Genomic DNA, 23,643 nt, shown 5'->3' with positions numbered 1-23,643 from the left:
GGCAGGAATTTCGACAACCGTTCGAAGGAAAAGAAGAACATGATGAAAGCGTTTGCCCAACTCCGCGTCGGATCCCGCCTGGCCATCGGCATGGCGGTGATCCTGGTCCTCTCCTTTCTCGCCACGGGCATGGCGCTCTGGCGGCTGCATGAAGTGGCCACCGAAGTGCGCACCATGATGCAGGAACCGCTGACCAAGGAGCGATACGTCGCCGACTGGTATCGCATGATCTACACCGGCATCCGCCGCACCGCCGCGATCGCCAGAAGCAGCGATCCCTCGCTGGGCAGCTTCTTCGCCGAGGAAGCGGCTGCGTCCACCAAGTTCACCACCGAAATGCAGAAGAAGGTGGAGGGCTTGCTTTCCACGGACCAGGAAAAACGGCTGTTTGCCGACATCGGCGACAAGCGCAAGGCGTATCTGGAAGCGCGCGACGGCGTGGTCAAGCTCAAAGCCGACGGCAAGCTCGAGGAAGCCAATCGCCAGCTCGATGCCGCGTTCATGCCGGCCGCGACTGCCTACCAGGCGCTGGTGGAGCAGCTGCTCGAGGACCAGCGCAAGAGCATCGACCGGATGGCAGCCGAGATCGAAGCGTCCTATGCGGCCGCCAAGCTCACCCTGATCGGCCTGAGCCTGGCCTCCCTGCTGGCCGGCATCGCTGCCGCCTTCCTGCTGGCGCGCAGCATCCTTGGCCAGCTCGGCGGCGAGCCGACCGATGCGGCTGGCGTCGCCAATGCGATCGCCTCCGGCGAGCTCGCGGTGCCGGTGCCGGTGGCGCCGGGCGACGAGACCAGCCTGATGCATGCGATGCTGCTCATGCGCGACAAGCTGGCCGACATCGTCGGCCACGTGCGCCACGGCACGGAAACCATCGCCACGGCATCGGCGCAGATCGCCGCCGGCACGCTCGACCTGTCCTCGCGCACCGAGCAGCAGGCCGCGTCGCTGGAAGAAACCGCGTCCTCGATGGAAGAACTGACCTCCACCGTCAAGCAGAACGCCGACCATGCGCGCGACGCGAACCGGCTGGCTGACTCTGCTTCGCAGGTCGCGCAGCGCGGCGGCGAGGTGGTGGCGCAGGTGGTGCACACGATGGAGTCGATCCATGCTTCGGCGCGCAAGATGTCCGACATAATCGGCGTGATCGACGGCATCGCGTTCCAGACCAACATCCTCGCGCTGAACGCCGCGGTAGAGGCGGCGCGCGCCGGCGAGCAGGGCCGAGGCTTTGCGGTGGTGGCCTCCGAGGTGCGCAACCTCGCGCAGCGCAGCGCGTCCGCAGCCAAGGAGATCAAGGCGCTGATCGACGATTCCGTGGACCGGGTCGAAGCCGGCAGCTCGCTGGTGGAGCAGGCCGGCGCGACGATGGAGGAAATCGTGGCCAGCGTCGGCAAGGTGACTGCGATCATGACGGAGATCACCTCGGCCAGCCAGGAACAGAGCACCGGCATCGAACAGGTCAACGTCGCGATCGCGCAGATGGACCAGGTCACGCAGCAGAATGCGGCGCTGGTCGAGGAAACCGCATCGGCATCCGAGGCGCTCAAGGAACAGGCGTCGGAACTGGCCAGGATGGTCACCGCGTTCCATCTCGCCGGCACCCCGTCAGACGCGCCTGCGCAGGCGGCCAAGGTGATCACGATGACGCCGCCGGTGCCCACCCGTCCGGGCCGCCCCACCCTCGGCGGCAGGAATGTGAAAAGGCTTGCATAATTGATCTGGAGCAAGGAAATGGTTGCAAAATTGCATCACCGTGCGGGAAAGGCAGGCGGCCGACCGTAACTTCTTGCGTATTCGGCAATCCTGCTCAGTAAGCGCATGCGCGGGCAGCGTCGCCTGCGGTGCGATGTCACGAGAGAGATGTCGAATACGCATGCTACCTGCCTACATATCCCATCCCGACTGCATGAAGCACGAGATGGGCGCGCTGCACCCCGAATGCCCGGAACGCATCGCCGCGATCCGCGACCATCTGCTGATGAAAGGGCTGCTGGAGTTCATGCAGCTGTACGACGCGCCGGTCGCGACCGAGGAGCAGCTCGGCCGCGCGCATGCGCTGCGCCACGTCCGTGAAGTGGCGGACAAGTCGCCGCCGTCCGGCTATTCCCAGATCGATCCCGACACCTGGATGAATCCGCATTCCTACCAGGCGGCGCTGCGGTCGGCGGGAGCGGCGGTGCTGGCGACCGATCTCGTGCTCAGCGGCGAGGCGCCGGTGGCGTTCTGCAACGTGCGTCCGCCCGGGCATCACGCCGAGCATGCGGCCAGCGGCGGCTTCTGCTTCTTCAACAACGTCGCCGTCGGCATCCGCCATGCGCTCGACGTGCACGGGCTGGAGCGGGTCGCGCTGGTGGATTTCGATGTCCATCATGGCAATGGCAGCGAAGACATTCTTTGCAACGATGCGCGCGTGCTGATGTGCTCGACCTACGAGCTGAATCTCTATCCGTTCTGCGGCGATGAACCGCGCGGGCTGAACATGGTCAACATTGGGCTGGCGCCGCGTTCCGGCGGCGACGCATTCCGGGAAGCGGTGGACTGGGGGTGGATTCCGGCGCTGGACGCGTTCCGGCCGCAGATGATCTTCATATCGGCCGGATTCGACGCGCACCGCGAGGATGACATGGGCAACCTCGGGCTGGTCGAAGCGGATTATGAATGGGTGACCCGGCGGGTGATGGAGGTCGCGCAGCGCCATGCGCAGGGAAGGGTGGTCTCCTGCCTCGAGGGCGGCTATGTGCTGTCGCCGCTTGCGCGCAGCGTCGCCGCCCATGTGAAGGTGCTGATCGGCGCGGATTGACATACAGGCAGTACAGGCGGCATATGCAGCAAGACGGCAGGCGTCATCCTCGCGACAGACGGGGAGGCGCCCGGCGAAGCAGCAAAAATAACTTTTTGACGATTAGACACAAGCATGGACAGGCATTACCTCACCCCTCTTTTCTCGCCAGGTTCGATCGTGGTGTTCGCCGGCGACCCGGACCTGCCGGGCAGCCAGAATGCGCACGGCCGCCAGATCGTGGAGCAGCTGCGCAACGGCGGCTACGCCGGACCGGTCACCTTCCTCGACATCGGCATGAGCGGCACGCTCTCCGAGCTGGCGCAGTCGAAGTCCGACCTCGCGATCATCGCGCTGCCGCATGAACAGCTGACCGCGGCGCTGGAAGTCGCGGTGCGCATCCAGAGCAAGACTGCACTGATTCTGTCTTCCGGCGTCGATGCGAAGCTGGCTGCCCAGCTGCATGCGATCGCCAAGCAGCACGGCATCCACCTGCTCGGGCCAAATTGCATGGGATTCCAGCGGCCGAAGCTGTCGCTCAACGCCAGCGCGCTCGGACCGATCGCGCAGCCAGGCTCGCTCGCGCTGGTGTCGCAGTCCGGCGCGCTGTCGTCCTCCATCCTCGACTGGGCGGTGAAGAACGGCGTCGGCTTCTCCGCCGTGGTGTCGCTGGGCGCCAACACCGCCGTCGACATCGCGCAGGTGCTCGACTTCCTCGCCGAAGACCGCAGCACGCAAAGCATCGTGGTCTACCTCGAAGGCATCCGCAACGCGCGCCGCTTCATGAGCGCGCTGCGCGCCGCCGCCAACGCCAAGCCGGTGTTCGTGCTCAAGGCGGGACGCAAGCCGGCCGGTTCCACCGCCGCCCTCACGCACTCCGGCGCGATCGTCGGCAGCGACGACGTGTTCGACGCCGCACTGCAGCGCGCCGGCGCGGTGCGGGTACGCAGCTTCGTGCAGTTGTTCACCGCGGCCAAGGGCCTTTCGGCACGCAATCTCCCGGTCGGGAAAAGACTGGCGGTGATCACCAACGGCGGCGGTCCCGGCGTGCTCGCGGCAGACTGGGCCAATGACCTCGGACTGGAGCTGGCCACGCTGGCGCCGGAAGCCGCCGCCGCGCTTGCGCCCCAGCTGTCGCCGCTGGCCACCATGCATTCGCTGATCGACCTCGCCGAGGAAGCCGACGCCTCGCACTACCGCGCCGCGGTCAAGGCCTGCGCCTCCAGCGGCGGCATCGACGGCATCCTGGTGATCCTGTCGCCCAAACCGGAGCTCGACACCGCCGCCGTCGCGCAGGCGCTGGCAGACCTGTATCCCGACCTCGGCAAGCCGCTGTTGACCTGCTGGATGGGCGACGAGCGCGCCGCGCTCGCGCGCCAGGTATTGTCGCGCGCCGCGATCCCGACCTACCGCACGCCGGAAGCGGCGGTGGACGCGTTCCACAACATCGCCTCCTTCCACCAGAACCAGCAGCTGCTGCACCAGACGCCGCCGCCGCTGTCGGCGCTGGCCAAGCCGGATATCGAAGGCGCCCGCATCCTGGTCGAAAGCGTGTTGACCGAGCGCCGCAAGGTGCTGACCGAGATGGAATCCAAGGCGCTGCTGTCGGCCTTCCACATCCCGGTGACCAAGACCATCCTCGCGCGCTCGGCCAGCGAAGCGATCCTGGTGGCCAACCAGCTCGGCTACCCGGTCGCGCTGAAGATCGATTCGCCCGACATTCCGCACAAGTCCGACGTGCACGGCGTCGCGCTGAACCTGCAGAACGCCGCGGCGGTGCGCGACACCTGGCAGGACATGATGGCCACCGTCGGGCGCCTGCGGCCGGATGCGCGCATCAACGGCGTGACGATCCAGAACATGTCGGGCAAGCCGCTCGGCAGGGAGCTGTATATCGGCGTCACCACCGACGAGCCGTTCGGCCCGGTGATTTCCTTCGGCGCCGGCGGCACCATGATCGAGCTGATCGCCGACCGCGCGATCGAACTGCCGCCGCTCAACCAGTTTCTCGCGCAACGCCTGATCGACCGTGCGCGCTGCGCCGAGACCCTTAACGCCTGGCGCGGCGCGCCGGCGGCGCACCGCGAATCGCTGGAGCAGATCCTGCTGCGGGTATCGGAAATGGTGTGCGCGCTGCCGCAGCTGCGCGAGATGGACATCAATCCCGTCATCGTCGACGCCAGCGGCTCGCTGGTGGTCGATGCCCGCATCGTGATCGATCAGGCGCCGCACGGCGCGGACAACTTCCCGCACCTGGCGATCCTGCCATATCCCGCCGAGCGCGAACAGGAGTGGCCGATGCGCGGCGGCGGCTGCTACCGCGTGCGTCCGATCCACCCGGACGATGCGCAGATGCTGCAGGATTTCGTGCGCCGCATGTCGCCAGAGAGCCGTTACTTCCGCTTCGTGTCGACCATGCGCGAGCTGTCGGTGAAGATGCTCGCCAAGTTCACGCTGATCGACTACGACCGCGAGATGGCGCTGGTGGCGATCCACCGCGATCGCAAGCCCGACGGGAATGGCGGCTTCACCGAGACCGAGCGCATCATCGCCGTATCGCGCTACGTGACCAATCCGGACATGAACACCTGCGAATTCTCGCTGGCGGTCGCCGACGAGTTCAACGGCCAGGGCCTGGGTTCGCGCATGATGAACTCCATCATGGATGTGGCGCGCAGCAAGGGTTTGTCGCAGATCGAGGGGCTGGTGCTGACCAATAATGCGCCGATGCTCAAGCTGATGCGCACGCTGGAGTTCGACGTCAGGAAGTACGACGAGGATCCGGATTTCCGGCTGTGCGTGCGGTCGCTGCAGTAGCGGCGGTACGGTTTACGCACATCGGTAACGCTGGAGTTCAGGTAAATGGGTAACAGCGTGGTGCTTGGCGGGGCGATGCTTTTCCGTTCTCTCTCCGGTGCTTCAACGCTGTAGGCGCTCCGTGGATGCTGGCCGGGGCCAGTCCCGGCAAGGCTCTACGGAGAGCCGAAAGAATTGAATCACCGGAGAGAGAACGTAATAACCTCCCTACGGAGCTCCACGCAACCCCACCCGCGCCCGCACCACCTTCACCACACTATCCGCAAACGCATCCACCGAAATATCCGCCGTCCGATACTTCCACCGCTTCAGGTGCCAGTCCTGCACCAGCGCCATGCAATGCGCCGCGAGCAGGTGCGCGTCGTCCAGCGCCAGCGCCCCGGTGTCCTTCAGCAGCAGGGCCAGATGCGCCTGCACCCGCAGTTCGGCATCCTTGGCGATATTGCGCTGCTCCTGGTCGAGCGCGCGCGATTCGAGGAACACGAAATAGAACCAGGGCTGCAGCAGCTCAGAAAAATAGATATAGCCGCGCAGGCAGCCCTCCAGCTGGTCGAGCGGATCAGGAATGTGGGAAAACCACTGGTGCGAGATCTCGCTGATGTGGCGGATGACGTCCTCGATCATCGCCGCCAGCTGATCCTTGCTTTCGATGTAGCCGTACAGCCCGCCCATCGACAGGCCGGTTTCCCGGCACAGGTCGCGCAGCGTCATTGCGCGAAAGCCGATGGTATTGGCCAGGCGGAACGTCGCGACGAAGATCTTTTCCAGGTTGTCGAGCGCGGTGTGCTTGCGCTTGACCCCGATCTTGCCGATGTTCCTTTCATACACGAATTCCCAGATGTTCCTGTCGTCCAGCGGTGTCAGCTTGCGAAAGGCGGCGAAGCCGAAGCTGACCGGCAGCGGCTGGAATTCGGCAAAGGTGAAACCCGGAAATCTCGGCTCGTCCATGTAACTCGCGGTTAATAGGAAACCGGGATGACTCTACCAGAGCGGCGCAAAGCGCGTATTGAGCAGCCGAAAAAGTCCGGCCTGCCGCAAGCGCGGAATTCGGGCGAGGGACGAGCGGGATGTACGGCGACGCATCTGCCTGCCCGCGATCACGCGGGAGCAATCGGTACGAGTGCCGCAGCAGACGGCGACGATGCAACGCGATCCGACGTTCACCTCTCCCTGGGCGTCGAATCCCGCTGCAGAACACGGTTGAAACGTCGCAGTGACGCAAGTGTGCGCCACTGCGCGCATGGCGGCACGGGCTGCATCGGCAGCCCGGCCATTGCCGCCGCTCGGTTCTTATCGGCCGCTGCCGCCGCCACCCGAGCCACCGCCTGAACCGCCGCCGGGGCCGCCCGAGCCACTACCGGATCCGGAACCACCGGAGCCGGAGCCACCGGAGCCTGAACCACCGGAGCCGGAGCCACCGGAGCCGGAGCCACCGGAGCCGGAACCGCCCGAGCCGCTGGTCGAGTCAGTCATGCCGGAGCTGCCCGAGCCGCTTCCGGTCGAGCCCCCTGCGGAAGAGCCACCTCCGGTCGAGCCACCTCCGGTCGAGCCGCCTGCGGAAGAGCCACCTGCGGAAGAGCCACCGCCGGAAGAGCCACCGCCGGAAGAGTCGCTAGCGGAAGAGCCGCCTCCGGACGATCCGCTTCCTTTCGAGCCGCTTGCGGATGAGCCGCTGGTGTCCGAACGCGAGGACTTCTTTTTCGACTTGCTCGTGTCGGTCGAGCTGTCGGAACTGCCGGACGTATCCGATGCGCTGGTCGAGCCGCCGGAAGAACCGCCGGAAGAACTGGTACCGCCGCCCGAAGAGCTGCCGCCAGAAGAGCTGCCGCCGGAAGAGCTGCCACCGGAAGAGCTGCCACCGGAAGTGGTGCCGGATCCGCTCTGGGCGAATGCGACACCGCTGCCGAGTGCCGAGACGAGAACTGCGATCAAGAGTTTTTTCATGACTGCCTCCATCTTTAATGCTGAATGATGAACTTGGCCGGAATGCAGGCAAGACACGCACCCCGGGACGCCCAGGCTTTCGCTGGAAGATGGTTAGAAATGCACGCCTGCGGAAGTTCGGCGGTAAGTTGTATCGAGTTGTGACGGTAGTCTTTACGTCGTGTGCACGATGGGTTTCCTAACGAAGACATTGCCGTTACGACGTACGCTCTTGGCGCCTCTCCATCGCTAAGCTCTCACGCGATGCTGTGCGAAATCCTTTGCGCTCCGCAATAAGGGGCAGAGGAATCTCCGTGTGGCGCAGGCAGGAAATGCATGCAAGTCTGCGCTGGATCAGAAAGCTACGGGTGAGGATTTCCAGGGTCGCATTGCGATTTGTGATGTGCTCGTCATACTGAAACGACGTCTAACCGTCTGAACTCATCTTCATGCAGGAGTAGCCAATGAAATCACTTCCTCTCGTCATCGCGACGCTCGCGATTCCGTCTTCGGTCGCGTTTGCACAAACGCCGCCGGCAACAACCCCAAGCGCGAGCGCGGTGCCCTATATTCCGCTGTTCGGCAATAACGCCAACACCGGCACCGGCACCGGCACCAGCGGCACAGCCGGCGCCAGCACATGGTTCATCGATGTCACCAACAGGCTGGTCGTGCTGTGCACGCAGCCGGCGAACGGCACGGGCGGAGCGGCGGCAGGCACCCAGAACTTTACGTGCACCGCGCAACCGATACCCACGGCGGCAACCCCCGGTGCAGCACCAGGTGCAACGCCGGGTGCGGCAACCGGTGCAACACCCGGCGCGACCGCCGGGGCCACGCCGGGCGCGACGACACCCACCCCGACGCCGCCTGCCGGAACGGATGCGGCTGGCACCGGCGCTACCGGTGCGCCGGGCGCGATGCCAGCGTCGTAAAGCGAGAGGTTTGATGCGCTCTTCCTTGCGGCTGATTCGTACGACGCGGGAAATCATTCCGATTGGTTAGGCGTCCGAGATATTCCCGCGGCGTACGATGGTCTGTAGGAAGAGCGACGTCAGATGCGTCAGGGAGGAGTGCCGGCCGGGCCATCCGGGCCGGCGAGATGGGACGGGAAAACCGTCCGCGCAGTCAGTGATGGTGGCGAGGCCGCGCACGCAAGGTGCGCGGCACTACGCTTTTCGTGCAAGGCGGCGATTCAGTGCGCGCCCTTGGCCTTGCCTTCCGTGGTCGTGGCGCCGGCCTGCTTGTCGAGCCGTTGCTGCAGGCTTGATGCCATCTTGTTCAGGACACGCAAGCGCGAGTGGCTGGTGTAATCGTCCTTCAAGCGCACGCGGGTCGCTTCTTCCAGCGCCGAGATTTCTGCGCGGACCTTGCTCAACCGCCATTCATAAAACCACTTCATTGCATCCACCCCTTGTTAACGAAAAATATGCAAAAGATTGCATTGCCGATAGACCGGCCAGACAGGAATTTGTTCCCGTAAGGAAATGTAAGTTCTCAGTCTGCAAGCCAATTCCTTGATTTCAGTGGCAAGACATTCTTCAAGCCATCGAACTTATTGCCGAACGTGCTTCTCAAATTTTTCATACCGGCCGGTGCCTGACCAGACAGGCAGCGCGCCATGCTGCATCCATAACAAGGACAAGGAGAAGACGATGGGCAAGGCACCGAGGATACTTGGCGTGAACCGGACGCAGGACGCAAGCATCTGCCTGATGGAAGGATCGCGCATGGTATTCGCGATTCAGAAGGAAAGGCTGACACGGTACAAGCACCACTGGGGCAAGGTCGACGATTTCCGCAAGGTCTACGTGCCGCAGCTGCCGGCGCTCGACGGCGCGATCGATGTGCTGGTCGAGTGCTATTCCTCCGACAGCGAGATCGGCAACCTTGCCGCCTACGAACAGGAGCTGGCCGAAACGATACGGCTGGCGCCGGACTGCCGCCGCGTGCGCATCTCGCACCATCTCGCACATGTCTATAGCGTGTTCCATCCGTCGCCGTTCGAGGAGGCGGCGGTGATGATCATCGACGGCCAGGGCAGCCCGGTGGCCGAGCTGACCGAAAGCTGGGACGGCGCCGCGCAGGTACCGGGGCACTGGCGCGAAGTGTCGTCCTTCTACCGCGCCGACCGCGGCCGCATCGACTGCATCGGCAAGCAGGTCTGGGACCGCGACGAGCAGCGCCTGGTCGGCCTGGGCATGTTCTACTTCCTGCTGACGCAGGCGATCTTTCCCGGCGAGGGCAATGAAGGCAAGGTGATGGGCATGGCGCCGCACGGCGATCCGGATGCGCTCGGCCTGCCGCGGCTGGAGGTCGACGGCGCGCAGGTGACGATCCCGGCGCGCTGGTTAGAGATCCTGCGCGAGCGCGGCCGCTTCCGCTATGCCGCCGGCGACACCGCGCGCTTTGCCGACGTCGCCAATCTCGCCGCCGCCGGCCAGCGCGCCTTCGAGGAAGCGGTGCTGGAGGTGGCGCACTGGCTGCACCGCCAGACAGGCGCGGAAAACCTGTGCTTCGCCGGCGGCACCGGCCTCAACTGCTCCACCAACGACCGGCTGCTGCGCGAGACGCCGTTTAAGCGCGTGTTCATTCCGCCGGCGCCAAGCGATGCCGGCACCTCGATCGGATGCGCGGTGTACGGATTGACCGAACTGGCTGGCCTGCGCTGCGACTGGCGCTGGGAACGCGATTACCTCGGCCCGCCGCCGCGCCAGGATGACATCGAAGCGGCCCTGCGCGGCGCCGAGGACCTGGTCGTCGAGCGCATCGACAGCGCGGAAGACATGTGCGAGCGCATGGTCGACCTGCTGGCCGCCACCAAGGTGGTCGCGCTCTACCAGGGCGGCAGCGAATTCGGCCCGCGCGCGCTCGGCCACCGCAGCATCCTCGGCGATCCGCGCCACGGCCATGTGCGCGACTGGATCAACGCGCGCGTCAAGGAGCGCGAATGGTTCCGCCCGCTCGCGCCGATCGTGCTGCTCGAGCGCGCGCAGGAGTTCTTCGACATCCGCCGTCCATCGCCCTTCATGCAGTTCGCCGCGCCGGTGCACCCGCAGGCGGCGCAGATCATCCCGGCGGTCACGCATGTCGACTGCACCGCGCGGCTGCAGACGGTAGGCGAGAACGACGATCCTTTCCTGCGCATGCTGCTCAAGGCGTTCGAAGCGCGCACCGGCGTGCCGGTGCTGCTCAATACCTCGTACAACCGCAAGGAAGAGCCGATCGTCGAAACGCCGGCGCAGGCGCTCGAGTCGTTCCGGAAAACGCCGATGCACGCGCTCGCAATGCCGCCGTTCCTGATCCGCAAGCGGGTCGAACCGGACGCGGTGACGTAGCATGCGGATTGCGGCTGCCGTGTTCGTGTGCGCTGCTCTCTCCCCGCGTCTGCCGCACGGGACGGGGCCGACAACCGGTTTGCCCGGGCCGCCGGCGCGGGCGCCGTATCCGCACGACCTCACGCCCCCCGGAGCGTTCGCATGATCCAGGGCTATCCTGCCCGCGCCAGCGTCGCCCCCGGGGAGCGCCTGACCCTGCACATCGCCACCGATGCGGCGCGCTTCCGGGTGGTGTTCTACCGCTGGCACGGCGGCATGCAGCCGATGCACGAGTCGCGCTGGCTGACGGGGCGCCAGGCAGCGCCAAAGGGCGCGGCCGAGGACTGGGAATGGCCGGCCTATGAATTCGCCATCCCGCCCGACTGGCCTTCGTCGGTCTACATCGCCCATCTCGAAGAGCCGGGCGCCGCCGCGCCTTCGGTGGCAATGACCAGCGCGGCCGCACTGTTCGTGGTGCGCGGCGCCGGCCGCAGCAGGCTGCTCTACAAGATCCCGCTTGCGACCTACCACGCGTACAACTTCACCGGCGGCGGCTGCTTCTACGTCAACCAGCCGCGGTCGGAGACGCCGCCCGGCACCCGGGTATCGCTGCGCCGGCCCGGCGGCGGCATCGGCGGCGAAACCTGGGGCGCGCTGGACCATTACGACTCGAGTTCGCCGCGCCAGACCTTCGCGCACTGGGATGCGCGTTTCATCGGCTGGCTCGCACAGAACGGCTACGACGCCGAGTTCTGCACCGACATCGACCTGCATGAGGATCCGGACCTGTGCAGCCGCTACCGGCTGATGCTCAGCGTCGGCCACGACGAATACTGGAGCGAGGCGGTGCGCGACTGCGTCGAAGCCTTCGTGCGGCGCGGGGGCAACGTCGCCTTCTTTGGCGCCAACCTCTGCTGGTGGCGCATCCATATCGTCGACAACGGAGGCGCAATGGTCTGCCACCAGGGCAGTCCGCGCGGCGCCTTCGATCACTGGTGGCCGCCCACCGGCGCCAATCGGCCGGAGGATGCGCTGACCGGCGCCAGCTACCGGCATGGCGGCGGCTGGTGGGACGGGCCGCGCGAGACCGGCGGCTTCATCGTGCAGGCGCCGGAGCACTGGGTATTCGCCGGCACCGGCCTGACGCGCGGCGCATCCTTCGGCCGCGATACGGTGCCGCCGCTGGTGGGATACGAATGCGACGGCGCCCCGCTGGCCGCCTTCGACACCGCAAGTGGTATCGTGCAGCTGTCGCCCGATGCGGCGCGCTGCGGTACGCCGCCCGGCTTTTGCGTGCTGGCCGCCGGTCTGCTCGGCGAGGGCTGGCAGGAACGTCCGCCGCGCGAAGGGATGCGCGCGGGCGAAGGGGTGCATGCGGCAACCATCGGCATCTTCTCGCGTGGCGGCACGGTCTTTACCGCCGGCACCACCGACTGGGCGCAGGTGCTGGCAAGCGGCACGGACGCCCGCGTGGACCGTATTACGCGCAATGTGCTGGACGGCTTGCTTCGCCCAAGTTGAACCCGATTTGCAGAGGATGGTTGTAAAAAAAGACATGAATGGGCGAATATTCGGCGTTGCAAAAGACAAATCGAATCGACCCATCCGATTATCCCTGTCCGGCGCGCAGGTCGGCCTCACAGCGCGGCTCGCCGCCAAGTCAACTGAGGGCAGACCGCATGGCAACCTGCGTTGCGGGGCTGTCGCCGGAGCCCCCGTCCGATAGCATTCAGGAATCTGCGCCTGGCGGCAACATTCGCGTGCCCGGCGCGCCAGCGAGGAATACAATAGGCGTATCGCCAACACACAAGGATCTCCCGCCATGGCCACGAACGAGCAGAACGATCAGCCAATGTCGACCGCCGCACCGCACGCATTCAGCATGGAACGCGTCAGCCAGCTGGTTGCCGCACTGGAGCAGGAACTGGCATCCGCACCGGCGGACTTACCCAAGGCGCAGGCATTGCGGCAGGAAATCGACGCGCTCAAGCAACTGCTTGCGGCGCCGGGCGACCAGCACGGCGAGGTGAGGGAAAAACTGCATACGGTGCGCAACACGCTGCAGGACATGACCGCGCGCGTCGAGAGCGAGGTGCTGCAGGACAGCCGGTATGTGGCCGAGATCGGGCGCATTCTTGGCCTCGTGTAACGGCTGCTGCCGGTTGGCCTGCTGGCACAGTTTTCCGCACGACGCATGCGCTAAGCACGTCAACCGAACCCGTTCCGGGGATACGCCTCCCGCACAGCGTCTGTAACCCCGGTTACAGACGTCCCTTGCTTGCGGGCATAGCATCCGGGTACTTCAACCGACAAGGAGAACGTCCCGTGAGCCTGCCCGACTATTTCGAACTGACACAATCGGTATCCGCCAGCCTTGGCGTGCTACGCAAGGACCAGCCGGACCTCATGGCCGCCTTCGGCGATATGGCGCGCGCCGCGACCCGCGACGGCGCGCTCGACAAGAAGGCCAAGGAGTTGATCGCGCTCGCGCTCGGTGTGGCCGCGCGCTGCGACGGCTGCATCGGATTCCATGCGCAGGCCCTGGTCAAGCTCGGCGCGACCAAGGCCGAGGTGGAGGAAGCGCTGGCAATGGCCGTCTACATGGGCAGCGGGCCGTCGCTGATGTATTCGGCCAGCGCGCTCGCCGCCTTCGACCAGTTCGGGCAGCGCGGCTGAGCGAGCCTCAGTGCAGTTTCTTGTCCTCTATCGCACGGGTCCAGGTCTCGGTATCCTCCGGCGTCATGTTTCCGTGCGGCGCGACCCTGGCATCCTGCCAGCCCTCGTCGCCGATATCCTTCAGGTATTGCTCGCGCGAGAGCAGGGTGCCGAGGCAGACATTGTGCTCGGGCGGCGGCGCAAGGGTTTCCTGACGCAACTGCTCGATCAGGCCGGCCATGACCGCGGGCGGGACCAGGTCGCGATAGGCCGGATAGGCGAAGCCGAACAGCACCAGGTGGCTCAACAGCACCCGCCAGTGCTCCCCGAAGCGCCATAGCAGGCGCGGCCAGTCGAGCTTGTCGCCGCGCGCGCGCAGCAGGTGGATGATGTCGGCGCCGTCGTAGCGCTCGCGCTCCATGATGAAAGCCTTGGACCAGATCATTTCCTCGGCCGGGCTGATTTTCACCGGCACGCCCAGTACCTGCGCATCGCCGGCATGCTTGAACCACAAGTCATCCACTTCGGCGATGCCGTTGCCGGAACTAAAGATCAGGTCGATGTACACCCCGTTGAAGTGGACCTTTCCCAGCCAGTGCGGGAAAGTCAGCTCCGCTTCGTGTCCGGCCGCCCGCAGCGCCGCGCTGATGGCGTCAAAGTCGGTGCGCCGGATGAAGACGTCGAGGTCCTTGGTATGCCGGTTGATGCCGGTGTAGCGGTTGAACGCGTACGCGCCGCCGACCAGGAAGGGGACGCCGGATGCGTTCAGGGTATCGAGCACCTGCCGGTAGAACGCGGCGGTCTCGGGTTCGGGTTCCGGGCTCGTGGCAGCGAGCGGAGTATCTGCCTGCATGTTGCCTCCCCATCGGGTGATGCCAGCAATAATGACAACAAGAATCAGCAAAACTTATGCCACGAAGTCACGGTCTTTAACAGGAGTACGTCGACAAGGAGGGCCCAGTGATCTCGAAGGAAATTATCCGGTTTGCCGCCGTGGGCGACATTCATTGCAAGAAGGAATCGGCGGGCAGCCTGCGCAATTTCTTTGCACAGGCCGCCGAATCGGCGGACGCGCTGCTGCTGTGCGGCGACCTGACCGACTACGGGCTGCCCGAAGAGGCACGGGTGCTGGCGGACGAACTGTCCGCGGCACGCATCCCGATCGTCGCGGTGCTGGGCAACCATGATTACGAAGCGGGGCAGCCTGACCAGGTGCAGCGCATCCTGTCCGACGCCGGGGTGCGCGTGCTCGACGGCGAACCCTGCGAGATCCATGGCGTTGGCATTGCCGGCACCAAGGGCTTTTGCGGCGGATTCGGCCGCGGCTCGCTCGGGCCGTGGGGCGAGGTCGCGATCAAGCAGTTCGTCAATGAAGCGATCCAGGAAGCGCTCAAGCTGGAAGCGGCGCTGGCGAAACTGCGCACCGCGCAGCGCATCGCGCTGCTGCACTATTCGCCGATCGTCGCCACCGTGCAGGGCGAGCCGGTCGAGATCTTTCCCTTCCTGGGATCGAGCCGCCTGGAAGATCCGCTGCTGCGCTATCCGGTCAATGCCGTCCTGCACGGCCACGCGCATCGCGGCAGTCTGGAAGGAAAAACGGCAAACAACGTTCCCGTCTACAATGTCGCCAAGCCCTTGCTGCAGCGGTCCTTTTCCGATCGCCCGCCGTTCCGGATTATAGAAATTCCAAAATCCGAACCGGTGAGCATGTAAAGTTGACAGAGGCGCGGCGGGGCAGAGTTCGTTCAACTATTGCCCCCAAATCGCCCCCGGCGTCATGTCCGGCCGGGCGAGCAGGCGGCGCTCTCTTGTACCGGGGCTTTTTCATGCGCATGGTTCCGTTCGTCCTTGCATTCGTGTTGCCGCTGCTGGCGCTGTCCGGCTGCGGCGGTGGTTCTTCCGCTGCGGACACGACCACGCCGCCAGGCACCGACGTTCCGGCACAGCCGCAGCCGCAGCCGATTACGCCACGTCTTACCGAGCTGACATCGGCACCGGTGAGCAGCATCGCCCATGGCAACGGCATCTATGTCGCGGCCGCAAACGGCGGCGTGGCGACGAGCCCGGATGCGGTGACATGGACCTTGCAGAAACGCTTCAGCGATTCGCTGGTGGACAAGGTGATGCACAACGGCGCGCAATTCATCGCGCTGGCTGGCGGCAGGATCTTCACCAGCAGCGACGGCGCCGCGTGGAGCCGGCGTGACCTCGGTGCGGAGAGCGTGGCCGGCATGGTGCAGGGCGGCAGCGTGCTGGTCGCGCTCACCTCGGCCGGCAAGATCTTTTCCAGCGCGGATGGAAGCGTGTGGACGGAGCGCGCATCCGATCCCGGCATGGCGCGCGACCTCACCTCGATCGGTGGGCGGATGGCGGCCGGCGGCGGCCGTTTCGTGCTTCTCGGGAGTCGCGGACGGCTGGCCGCCAGCGCCGACGGCATCCAGTGGACCTTCCGCGACCTGCCGCTGACACGAGGCGTCTGGGGGCTGGAGTACGGCAACGGTCAGTTCGTGCTGCTGTCCTCCGCGCCGCCGCAGTTCATGGGCAGCGGGCCGTTGCCGGGAACGGAACTCCTGTCCAGCGCGGACGGCGTGACCTGGACGCTGCGTTACAGCGAAGCGCCGGGCTGGTACCGCACGATGGTGTTCGGCAACGGCAGATTCGTGGCCGCCGGTGAAAACGGCGTGGTGCTGACGAGCACGGACGGCATCGCATGGACACGGCACACGCCGAATTTCACCGAAGCGATCGACACCGTCTCCTTCGGCAATGGCCGCTTCGTCGCCATCGGCTTCGCCGGCGACGTCAGCACCAGCGCGGACGGCATCGCCTGGACCGCGAGCCCCGCCGGCCTAAAAGGCAACGCCGGGGTCAAGAACCTCGGCTACAGCGGCAACCGGTACTTCGCGGTGGTCTATACGGATCGCGCCAACTCAGGGGATTACTGGCCGGAGCGGCTGGCGAGCAGCACGGACGGACTTGCCTGGACCCTGGTCGATGTAGTTGCGAAAGACGGTATGTTCCTGCGCGACGTCGCCTATGGCAACGGCATGTTCGTCAGCGCCGGCTGGAGCGTGCTCTCCAGCAGCGACGCGGAGGCATGGACCTTGAACGTACCCGAAGACCGGACCACCTGGACCACCTGGGAAAGCGTGGCCTACATTGGCGGCCGCTTCATCGTGGTCGGCGGCAACGCCGGCACCACCGAAGCCCCGATCCTGACCAGCACGGATGGCAGGGCCTGGACCAAGGTGATGACCGACACGAGGAACAACCTGCGCGCTTCCGCCTACGGCAACGGCCAGTACATCGCGGTCGGCTACAACCCGGGCGCCGGCACCGTCGTCGGCAGCAGCGACGGCCTGAACTGGTCGACGCGGGCCAGCGGCCTGCCGTACCTGACCGGTGTCGCGTTCGGCGGCGGACGCTTCGTCGCGGTCGGTTTCGACGCCAGCGGGAAAGGCCGGGTCGTCACCAGCACCGACGGCTTCAACTGGTCGGAGCTTGCGGCGCAAGTCCCGCACCTGAACGCGGTGACTTACGCGAACGGCATGTTCGTCGCCGTTGGGGCGAACGTCATCCTGTCCAGCGCCGACGGCCTGCGATGGACCACCCGCTCGACCATGCCCAACTGGTTCGAACGGGTGACCTGGGGTGGCGGGCAGTTTGTCGCCGCAGGCATCGGCACCGGCGGCGGAAAGTACGTCACCAGCGCCAACGGCATCGACTGGACGGAACACGTGTACCCGCCCGGCGCAATTTCCGCCACCGCCTGGGGCAACGGATCCTGGGTGCTGCTCAACCGCGACAAGGGCATCCTGCTGTCGCCGTGACTGCCGTCGCGCCCGCCTGCGCGGTGATGGAAATCTTGCATCCCGCGGCGGCTTTTTAACTATCGCAAGAGCGCTGCGATTCAACGCGCTTTCGCCGGCATCTTCCGCCTACAATCAACACAGCCGGTTCCCGCCTGCCCATGCCGGCCGATCGCGTTCTCCACCCGCCCCAAGGAGTGTTGATGCAGGACTACGATTACGTCATCGTGGGCGGCGGCTCGGCCGGTTGCGTGCTGGCCAACCGCCTGTCCGCCGATCCCGCCGTCTCGGTCTGCCTGCTGGAAGCGGGCCCGCCCGACAAGAGTCCGTTCATCCGCATCCCGATCGGCATCATCGCCATGATGATGAGCAAGACTCTGAACTGGCGCTATTTCACCGAGCCGCAGCGCCACCTGAACAATCGCCGGCTGTTCTGGCCGCGCGGCAAGACCCTCGGCGGCTCCAGTTCGAGCAATGCGATGATCTATACCCGCGGCCACGCCAGCGATTACGACCTGTGGGCGGCGCTGGGCAATCGCGGCTGGGGCTATGCGCAGGTGCTGCCGCTGTTCCGTCGCGCCGAGCACCACGAGCGCGGCGAGTCGCTTTACCACGGCGTCGGCGGGCCGCTGAATGTCGCGCCGCTGCGCTCGCCGAATCCGCTGGCGGAAGTCTTCAGGAATGCCGCGCTCGAAGCCGGTTACTTCGCCAACGATGACTTCAACGGCGCCCTCCAGGAAGGCGTCGGCCAGTACGAAGTGACGCAGAAGAACGGCGAACGCTGGAGTGTGGCGCGCGCCTACCTGCATCCGGCGCTGCAGCGTCCCAACCTGACAGTCATCACCGGCGCGCGCGCCACCCGGATCCTGCTTGAAGGCAAGCGCGCGGTCGGCGTCGCTTACCTGAAGGACGGCGCGCGTACCGAGGTCGGCGCAGTCCGCGAAGTGCTGCTGGCCGGCGGCGCGGTCAATTCGCCGCAGCTGCTGTTGCTGTCGGGGATAGGCCCCGAGGACGAATTGCGCCGGCACGGCATCCCGGTGCGCCACGCGCTGCCCGGGGTCGGCCGCAACCTGCAGGATCATCTCGACGTGCTGGTGGTGTTCAAGTGCGTGAAGCCGGTTTCGCACGGCATCTCGCTCGGCAACCTGCCGACGGTGCTGGCGGCGGGCATCCGCTACCTGCTGTTCCGCACCGGGCCGTTGACGACCAATGCGGCCGAGGCCGGGGGCTTCGTGCGCAGCGGGCCGGACCGCGCGCTGCCCGACCTGCAGTTCCATTTCACGCCGGCACACCTGGACGAACACGCGCGCACGCTGCGCCATGCGGCCGCGACCATGCTCGGTCACGGTTATGCGCTGCATGTGTGCGACCTGCGGCCGAAGAGCCGCGGCTACATTGCGTTGAAGAGCGCCGACCCGTGTGCCGACGCGCTGATCGAACCGAACTACCTGTCGCATCCGGACGACATGGAACAGCTGGTGCGCGGCGTGAAGATCGCGCGCCGCGTGCTGGCGGCGAAGGCCTTCGATCCCTATCGCGGCAAGGAAATGTATCCCGGCGAAGCGGTGCAGAGCGACGAACAGATCCGCGACTTCATCCGCCGCAGGGCCGGCACCATCTATCATCCGGTGGGCACCTGCAAGATGGGGCATGACGGGATGGCCGTGGTGGACGACACCCTGAAGGTGCACGGGATGCAGGGCCTGCGCGTGGTCGACGCGTCGATCATGCCGACGCTGGTTGGCGGCAACACCAATGCGCCGACGGTGATGATCGCGGAAAAGGCCGCCGCCATGATCGTTCAGGAGCGCGAGGAGGAACAGGCCGGGCTGGCAGCGGCGGTGCTGCTGCAATCCGGCGGCAGCGCGGCGGTTGCCGCCTAGTGCATTCCGGAAAAGAGATGTTGAGAATTCGCAAGAAGTGTCGTGAATTTGTCTGTTTCTGTAGCGAATTGTATCTATCGCACAAGTAGGGGTTTTTTTAAGTCTGGCCTAAGCTTTGTGTGGGAATATCTGCTCGCCACGTACCGCGCCGGCCACGAGCAGGCGGCGGGAAATCAATCAGGAGGAAACAGCATGTACGACAAATCCATTTCGCCGAACCGCCAGTCCGCCACCATGAGCGACAAGCCGCGCAGCGGCACCGACGCGCTGACCCGCATCGTCCGCGGCAGCCTTGCCAACCGTCAGCGCGCCGAGCGCGAGCGCCGCGACAGGTACGGACGCTTCGGCGGCCGCTAGTCCAGGCAGGGAGTGGAGGAGCAAGGCATCATTAATAAAGATACATCTCGGAAGAGGTGAGGAGACAAGCAACAAGGCCCGCATCGAAAGATGCGGGCTTTTTTGCTTTGGCCATTGCCGCAAGGATTGCCGCGCTGTCGCCGGCGCGCCTACAATCGAGCTTCGCGGTCGCGCCGCACCTGCCTCTTCCTGACACGGCCCATGAAGGTACTCCTCGTAGAAGACGACGCCATGATCGGCGAAAACATCCAGATCGCACTCGAAGGCGAAGGCGTGTCCACCGATTGGGTCAGGGACGGCGCCGCGGCGGAAGCGCGGCTGGCGGCGCACGGCTTTGACGCGATGCTGCTCGACCTCGGGCTGCCGCGTCGCGACGGCATCGACGTGCTGCGCAACCTGCGCGCGCGCGGCGACCAGCTGCCGGTGATGATCATCACCGCGCGCGATACCGTCGCCGAGCGGGTGCGGGGGCTGAACACCGGCGCCGACGACTACCTAGTCAAGCCGTTCGACCTGGAAGAACTGATCGCGCGGCTGCACGCGCTGGTGCGGCGGGCCAAGGGCGGCGCCGAACCGGTGTACCGCAAGGGCAATGTGGTGGTCAATACGGCAACCCGCCAGGTGCTCGCCGACGAGCACCAGGTGCTGCTGTCCTCACGCGAATGGGCGGTGCTCGAGGCGCTGGTCACCCGCCCCGGCGCGATCCTGTCGCGCGCCCAGCTGGAAGAGCGGCTGTACGGCTGGTCGGGCGACGTTGAAAGCAATGCCGTCGAGGTCTACATCCACGGCTTGCGCAAGAAGCTCGGGCCGCAGTTCATCGTGAACGTGCGCGGGCTCGGCTACATGGTCGAGAAAACCTGATGCGTTCGTTGCGCATACGCCTCTTGCTGATGCTCGGCGTGGCCATCGTGGTCGCGACCGCGGTGCAGTTCGCCTCCTCCTTCCGCGCCGCGATGCAGGAAGCGAACGACCTGTTCGACTACCACATGGAACAGATGGCGCTGGCGCTGCAGGACAGCGCGTACCAGCAGCCGTCCTGGTACAAGTCTTCTTCCGGCGGCGAGATGAGCGGCTTCGATTTCGTGATCCAGATCTGGACCGACGACGGCGTGCGCGTCTACCAGTCGCGCACTTTCCGCTCGCTGCCGGAGCGCGGCGCGCTCGGCTATTCGAATGTCACCCTCGACAACGGCGAATGGCGGCTGTACGGCGTGCAGAACGGCACGCGGGTGATCCAGGTCGCGCAGAAGCTCGACGTGCGGCGCGACCGCGCGATTTCCTTCGCGATCCGTTCGCTGTGGCAGGTGATCCCGGTCTCGCTGCTGCTGTTCGCCGCCGCCTGGTGGGTGGTGAGCGCCGCGCTCGCCCCACTCAACCGCATCGGCGGCGACCTCGCCAAGCGCAATGCCGACTCGCTCGACCCGGTCGATCCGACCGGCGTGCCGCAGGAAGTGTCGCCGCTGGTGGCGGAACTGAATTCGCTGCTGGCGCGCATGGCGCTCGCGCTGCAGTCGCAGCAGCGTTTCGTGGCGGACGCGGCGCATGAACTGCGTTCGCCGCTGACGGCCCTGAAGCTGCAGGTGCAGACGCTGGCCCGCGCCAGGGACGAGACCGCGCGCGGGCAGGCGGTGGCGCGCCTCCTGGGCGGGGTCGACCGCGCGTCGCGCCTGGTGGAGCAGCTGCTGGCGCTGGCGCGGCAGGATCCGCTGGCCGACCCGCCGGAGATGCAGCCGATCGCTCTGACCGCCTGCATCGAGCAGGCGGCGGGCGATGTCGCGCCGGTCGCGTCGGCCCGTCAGATCCGCCTGGAGTATGGCGAATACAGCCACACCGACATCCTGGGCGATGCGGAAGGCATCCGCATCCTGGTACGCAACCTGCTCGACAACGCGGTGCGCTACGCGCCCGAACATGGCCTGGTGCGCATCGACCTGACCAGGGACGCATCGTGTGCGAGGTTGACCGTGCAGGATTCCGGCAGCGGCATTCCGGAGGAAAACCGGGCGCGGATTTTTGACCGCTTCTACCGGGTGCCGGGCACCAGCCCGAGCGGCAGCGGACTGGGGCTGGCGATCGTGAAGGCAATCGCGGATCGCCATGACGCCCAGCTTGCACTTGGCCAGTCCCGGCTCGGCGGCCTCGCGGTCACCGTGTCCTTTCCGTTGCCCCAACAAGGGCAGTCCGGCGTGGAGCAGGGCGTGATGACGATCGGGCAACGAGCCGGCGCGGCACGGTGAGCCTGGCTTCCCGGGACAAGACTGTTTTCGGGTTTTTTCCGGCTTCTTAAGTTTCGCCTAAGCGAAGTCGGGCAAGATGTACCCATCTTTGCCGCATGCAGCACGCGAGCCGTGCCGGTGCAGCCGAGACAGAGTCTGATTTCCCTATTCGGCCTGTTTGCCTGACCGCAGACGGGCCGTTTTTTTGTCGGCGCCGGCCCCCTCCCGCATCCTCGTGGCATACTCATGGCCTTTCTTCCTCCCAGGTTCCGGCCATGAAATGCGCGATCGTTCCCGTCACTGCCTACCAGCAGAATTGCAGCATCCTGGTCTGTGAGGAGACCGGGCGCGCGGCGCTGGTCGATCCGGGTGGCGAGGTGCCGCGCCTGCGCGACGCGCTGGCGCAACTCGGGGTGACGCTGGAAAAGGTCTTCCTCACGCATGGCCATATGGATCATTGCGCCGCGGCCGACGTGGTGCGCCAGGAATTCGGCGTGCCGGTGGAAGGTCCTCACGTCGAGGACAGGTTCTGGATCGGCCAGCTGGCCGAATCCTGCCGCCGGGTCGGCTTTCCGCCGGCCGAGGCCTTCGAGCCCGACCGCTGGCTCAATGACGGCGACCGCGTCCGCTTCGGCGCGCAGACGCTGGAAGTGCTGCACTGCCCCGGTCATACCCCGGGCCATGTGGTGTTCTTCCATCGCGGCGTGAAGCTCGCGCTGGTGGGCGACGTGCTGTTCCAGGGCTCGATCGGGCGCACCGATTTCCCGCGCGGCGACCACGACACGCTCATCGCTTCCATCCGCAACAAGCTCTGGCCGCTGGGCGACGACGTGACCTTCGTGCCCGGTCATGGCCCGGCATCGACCTTCGGCGATGAAAGGAAAAGCAACCCCTTCGTCGCGGACCGCCGTTTCGGTTAAGGATGATCCGGGCGGGGAAGCCGGCCGGCGGAAGGCTGTCTATCCGCTGTGGCAGGCGCCGCAGCACCAGGAACACCCGTTGACCTTCTCGAAGTGCGCCCTGGCAGCCTCGAGTGCCTCCTTGCAGGTGACGAAGGCGCCAAGGTAGATGCCGTCGTCGCCTTCGGGAAGGTAGGTGCAGCGCGGGGTATGCACCTCATGTTCGCCGTTCTTCTGGGCCTGCTTGTTGACGTAGTAATGCTGCACTGCGCACCTCCTACCGGTTGTGAAACCTGATCGCACCGCATGCTAAAGAATGAGGCCGGGCTTTTCCTGCACCGGGATTACCTGTCCGGAAAGCCGCGGGCGGTCGTCGCCGACGCTGGCGCTATTGTAGCCGCGAAAAAACGTCTGTGACAGCGCGGCCGCCGGTTGCAAGGGGCGCGGAAAATGGTGATGCATATCAAGGGATCGCCAGGAGGCGGGATGGGCGCGCAAGCGGATGTTGCAACGCATTGGTATACTTCGCAAAACGATAACCCATGCAGGGCAAACCGGTCGAAAGGCCGGGACGCAAAGCTTCCGGCCTAAAAGAGAGACTCTCACGGCAGCGGAGCCGCCTCGGGAAGCGGAGTGCGCTTCATTGACGGTGTGTCCTGCCTGACTGCAGTACGCCCATGTTGAAGCAAGCCGTCATTGCCGTCCTCCTCCTGCCCGCCTTCGCATTTGCAGAATGCGGGTTCGCCAGTTCCGGCAGTGAAATGACCATCGTGGTCAGCAAGAAGTCGAACGACCGTTGTTTCCAGTCCGAGGCCTTCCGCGAATCCTTCCGCGCCAGCCTGCTCGCGTCCGTCAAGTCGATGGATGAAAGGGCGGAGGCGTCCGGCCAACGACGCGGGCCGCCGCCGCGCCGCAGGATCGTGCCCGCGGCCGAGCTGCCGGTGCAGCAGGCGGTGCTGTATTACGGGCAGAATCCGAAGCGCTGAGC

At 65.8% G+C, this 23,643-nt stretch carries 21 protein-coding genes and 1 riboswitch; of the genes, 17 read left to right on the top strand and 4 right to left on the bottom strand.

What is annotated here, in order from left to right; all coding sequences use genetic code 11:
• From VEC01_RS09710 to VEC01_RS09700, 3 genes are all read left to right on the top strand, one after another.
• A partial coding sequence (locus VEC01_RS09710) for a methyl-accepting chemotaxis protein (protein WP_324900610.1) occupies positions 1 to 1,713 on the top strand: 1,713 nt, incomplete at its 5' end.
• A 160-nt stretch (positions 1,714 to 1,873) separates the two neighbouring features.
• Positions 1,874 to 2,800 (top strand): histone deacetylase family protein, encoded by a 927-nt coding sequence (locus VEC01_RS09705; protein ID WP_324900609.1) that lies wholly within the window; start codon positions 1,874 to 1,876, stop codon positions 2,798 to 2,800.
• Between the two features lie 114 nt (positions 2,801 to 2,914).
• Positions 2,915 to 5,596, top strand: coding sequence for a bifunctional acetate--CoA ligase family protein/GNAT family N-acetyltransferase (locus tag VEC01_RS09700; RefSeq protein WP_324900608.1), 2,682 nt, complete (start codon positions 2,915 to 2,917; stop codon positions 5,594 to 5,596).
• Positions 5,597 to 5,803: 207 nt separating this feature from the next.
• On the opposite strand, the gene VEC01_RS09695 is transcribed toward VEC01_RS09700, so the two are convergent.
• Positions 5,804 to 6,544, bottom strand: coding sequence for a helix-turn-helix domain-containing protein (locus tag VEC01_RS09695; RefSeq protein WP_324900607.1), 741 nt, complete (start codon positions 6,542 to 6,544; stop codon positions 5,804 to 5,806).
• Between the two features lie 523 nt (positions 6,545 to 7,067).
• Here VEC01_RS09695 and VEC01_RS09690 point away from each other — a divergent pair.
• Positions 7,068 to 7,568, top strand: coding sequence for a hypothetical protein (locus VEC01_RS09690; protein ID WP_324900606.1), 501 nt, complete (start codon positions 7,068 to 7,070; stop codon positions 7,566 to 7,568).
• 415 nt (positions 7,569 to 7,983) lie between these two features.
• Positions 7,984 to 8,454 carry a hypothetical protein gene (locus VEC01_RS09685; RefSeq protein WP_324900605.1) on the top strand — a complete coding sequence of 157 codons (471 nt, stop codon included), beginning with the start codon at positions 7,984 to 7,986 and terminating at the stop codon, positions 8,452 to 8,454.
• A gap of 260 nt (positions 8,455 to 8,714) precedes the next feature.
• Here the strand turns inward: VEC01_RS09685 and VEC01_RS09680 are convergent, their stop codons facing one another.
• On the bottom strand, positions 8,715 to 8,921 hold the full coding sequence (locus tag VEC01_RS09680) for a hypothetical protein (protein ID WP_324900604.1): 207 nt from the start codon (positions 8,919 to 8,921) through the stop codon (positions 8,715 to 8,717).
• 253 nt (positions 8,922 to 9,174) lie between these two features.
• Here VEC01_RS09680 and VEC01_RS09675 point away from each other — a divergent pair, with 253 nt between their 5' ends.
• The 4 genes from VEC01_RS09675 to VEC01_RS09660 all read left to right on the top strand — a co-directional run bounded on the left by VEC01_RS09675 (position 9,175) and on the right by VEC01_RS09660 (position 13,512).
• Positions 9,175 to 10,857, top strand: a complete 1,683-nt coding sequence (locus tag VEC01_RS09675) for a carbamoyltransferase family protein (RefSeq protein WP_324900603.1) — start codon at positions 9,175 to 9,177, stop codon at positions 10,855 to 10,857.
• A 141-nt stretch (positions 10,858 to 10,998) separates the two neighbouring features.
• Positions 10,999 to 12,357 carry a N,N-dimethylformamidase beta subunit family domain-containing protein gene (locus VEC01_RS09670; RefSeq protein WP_324900602.1) on the top strand — a complete coding sequence of 453 codons (1,359 nt, stop codon included), beginning with the start codon at positions 10,999 to 11,001 and terminating at the stop codon, positions 12,355 to 12,357.
• Between the two features lie 301 nt (positions 12,358 to 12,658).
• On the top strand, positions 12,659 to 12,985 hold the full coding sequence (locus tag VEC01_RS09665; RefSeq protein ID WP_324900601.1) for a hypothetical protein: 327 nt from the start codon (positions 12,659 to 12,661) through the stop codon (positions 12,983 to 12,985).
• Positions 12,986 to 13,161: 176 nt separating this feature from the next.
• Positions 13,162 to 13,512: a carboxymuconolactone decarboxylase family protein gene (locus VEC01_RS09660; protein WP_324900600.1), complete on the top strand. Its 351-nt coding sequence runs from the start codon at positions 13,162 to 13,164 to the stop codon at positions 13,510 to 13,512.
• A 7-nt stretch (positions 13,513 to 13,519) separates the two neighbouring features.
• On the opposite strand, the gene VEC01_RS09655 is transcribed toward VEC01_RS09660, so the two are convergent.
• The gene (locus tag VEC01_RS09655; RefSeq protein WP_324900599.1) at positions 13,520 to 14,344 is read right to left on the bottom strand and encodes a nucleotidyltransferase; all 825 of its coding nucleotides are present in this window, start codon (positions 14,342 to 14,344) and stop codon (positions 13,520 to 13,522) included.
• 107 nt (positions 14,345 to 14,451) lie between these two features.
• Between VEC01_RS09655 and VEC01_RS09650 the strand changes: the two genes are divergently transcribed.
• From VEC01_RS09650 to VEC01_RS09620, 7 genes are all read left to right on the top strand, one after another.
• Positions 14,452 to 15,204: a metallophosphoesterase family protein gene (locus tag VEC01_RS09650; protein WP_324900598.1), complete on the top strand. Its 753-nt coding sequence runs from the start codon at positions 14,452 to 14,454 to the stop codon at positions 15,202 to 15,204.
• Between the two features lie 113 nt (positions 15,205 to 15,317).
• Complete coding sequence (locus tag VEC01_RS09645) at positions 15,318 to 17,321, top strand: hypothetical protein (protein WP_324900597.1); 2,004 nt, start codon at positions 15,318 to 15,320, stop codon at positions 17,319 to 17,321.
• A 182-nt stretch (positions 17,322 to 17,503) separates the two neighbouring features.
• A complete protein-coding gene (locus VEC01_RS09640; RefSeq protein WP_324900596.1) occupies positions 17,504 to 19,183 on the top strand; it encodes a choline dehydrogenase in 1,680 nt (559 codons plus the stop codon).
• Between the two features lie 192 nt (positions 19,184 to 19,375).
• Entirely contained in the window at positions 19,376 to 19,540 is a 165-nt protein-coding gene (locus tag VEC01_RS09635) for a hypothetical protein (RefSeq protein WP_324900595.1), read from the top strand.
• Between the two features lie 201 nt (positions 19,541 to 19,741).
• A complete protein-coding gene (locus VEC01_RS09630; protein WP_324900594.1) occupies positions 19,742 to 20,401 on the top strand; it encodes a response regulator transcription factor in 660 nt (219 codons plus the stop codon).
• Positions 20,401 to 21,777 carry an ATP-binding protein gene (locus VEC01_RS09625; protein WP_324900593.1) on the top strand — a complete coding sequence of 459 codons (1,377 nt, stop codon included), beginning with the start codon at positions 20,401 to 20,403 and terminating at the stop codon, positions 21,775 to 21,777. Before VEC01_RS09630 ends, VEC01_RS09625 begins: the two co-directional genes overlap by 1 nt.
• A gap of 254 nt (positions 21,778 to 22,031) precedes the next feature.
• Positions 22,032 to 22,676, top strand: a complete 645-nt coding sequence (locus tag VEC01_RS09620) for an MBL fold metallo-hydrolase (RefSeq protein WP_324900592.1) — start codon at positions 22,032 to 22,034, stop codon at positions 22,674 to 22,676.
• A 39-nt stretch (positions 22,677 to 22,715) separates the two neighbouring features.
• Here the strand turns inward: VEC01_RS09620 and VEC01_RS09615 are convergent, their stop codons facing one another.
• Positions 22,716 to 22,922: a hypothetical protein gene (locus VEC01_RS09615; RefSeq protein ID WP_324900591.1), complete on the bottom strand. Its 207-nt coding sequence runs from the start codon at positions 22,920 to 22,922 to the stop codon at positions 22,716 to 22,718.
• A 271-nt stretch (positions 22,923 to 23,193) separates the two neighbouring features.
• Positions 23,194 to 23,279: riboswitch (cyclic di-GMP riboswitch) on the top strand.
• Between the two features lie 53 nt (positions 23,280 to 23,332).
• On the opposite strand from VEC01_RS09615, the gene VEC01_RS09610 reads away from it, so the two are divergent.
• On the top strand, positions 23,333 to 23,641 hold the full coding sequence (locus VEC01_RS09610; RefSeq protein WP_324900590.1) for a hypothetical protein: 309 nt from the start codon (positions 23,333 to 23,335) through the stop codon (positions 23,639 to 23,641).
• The last annotated feature ends 2 nt before the right edge of the window (positions 23,642 to 23,643 follow it).

Origin of the sequence: Noviherbaspirillum sp. (assembly GCF_035627455.1) — a bacterium.
Taxonomy (GTDB): Bacteria; Pseudomonadota; Gammaproteobacteria; order Burkholderiales; family Burkholderiaceae_D; genus Noviherbaspirillum.
Note: the sequence above shows the minus strand (reverse complement) of the source record. Positions and strands in the feature narration are given on the sequence as shown.

Bases quoted from the DNA above. Each gene is read 5' to 3' on its own strand.
- VEC01_RS09705 (WP_324900609.1), top strand. From the start codon at position 1,874: ATGCTACCTGCCTACATATCCCATCCCGACTGCATGAAGCACGAGATG.
- VEC01_RS09700 (WP_324900608.1), top strand. From the start codon at position 2,915: ATGGACAGGCATTACCTCACCCCTCTTTTCTCGCCAGGTTCGATCGTG.
- VEC01_RS09695 (WP_324900607.1), bottom strand. From the start codon at position 6,544: ATGGACGAGCCGAGATTTCCGGGTTTCACCTTTGCCGAATTCCAGCCG.
- VEC01_RS09690 (WP_324900606.1), top strand. From the start codon at position 7,068: ATGCCGGAGCTGCCCGAGCCGCTTCCGGTCGAGCCCCCTGCGGAAGAG.
- VEC01_RS09685 (WP_324900605.1), top strand. From the start codon at position 7,984: ATGAAATCACTTCCTCTCGTCATCGCGACGCTCGCGATTCCGTCTTCG.
- VEC01_RS09680 (WP_324900604.1), bottom strand. From the start codon at position 8,921: ATGAAGTGGTTTTATGAATGGCGGTTGAGCAAGGTCCGCGCAGAAATC.
- VEC01_RS09675 (WP_324900603.1), top strand. From the start codon at position 9,175: ATGGGCAAGGCACCGAGGATACTTGGCGTGAACCGGACGCAGGACGCA.
- VEC01_RS09670 (WP_324900602.1), top strand. From the start codon at position 10,999: ATGATCCAGGGCTATCCTGCCCGCGCCAGCGTCGCCCCCGGGGAGCGC.
- VEC01_RS09665 (WP_324900601.1), top strand. From the start codon at position 12,659: ATGGCCACGAACGAGCAGAACGATCAGCCAATGTCGACCGCCGCACCG.
- VEC01_RS09655 (WP_324900599.1), bottom strand. From the start codon at position 14,344: ATGCAGGCAGATACTCCGCTCGCTGCCACGAGCCCGGAACCCGAACCC.
- VEC01_RS09645 (WP_324900597.1), top strand. From the start codon at position 15,318: ATGCGCATGGTTCCGTTCGTCCTTGCATTCGTGTTGCCGCTGCTGGCG.
- VEC01_RS09640 (WP_324900596.1), top strand. From the start codon at position 17,504: ATGCAGGACTACGATTACGTCATCGTGGGCGGCGGCTCGGCCGGTTGC.
- VEC01_RS09635 (WP_324900595.1), top strand. From the start codon at position 19,376: ATGTACGACAAATCCATTTCGCCGAACCGCCAGTCCGCCACCATGAGC.
- VEC01_RS09630 (WP_324900594.1), top strand. From the start codon at position 19,742: ATGAAGGTACTCCTCGTAGAAGACGACGCCATGATCGGCGAAAACATC.
- VEC01_RS09625 (WP_324900593.1), top strand. From the start codon at position 20,401: ATGCGTTCGTTGCGCATACGCCTCTTGCTGATGCTCGGCGTGGCCATC.
- VEC01_RS09620 (WP_324900592.1), top strand. From the start codon at position 22,032: ATGAAATGCGCGATCGTTCCCGTCACTGCCTACCAGCAGAATTGCAGC.
- VEC01_RS09610 (WP_324900590.1), top strand. From the start codon at position 23,333: ATGTTGAAGCAAGCCGTCATTGCCGTCCTCCTCCTGCCCGCCTTCGCA.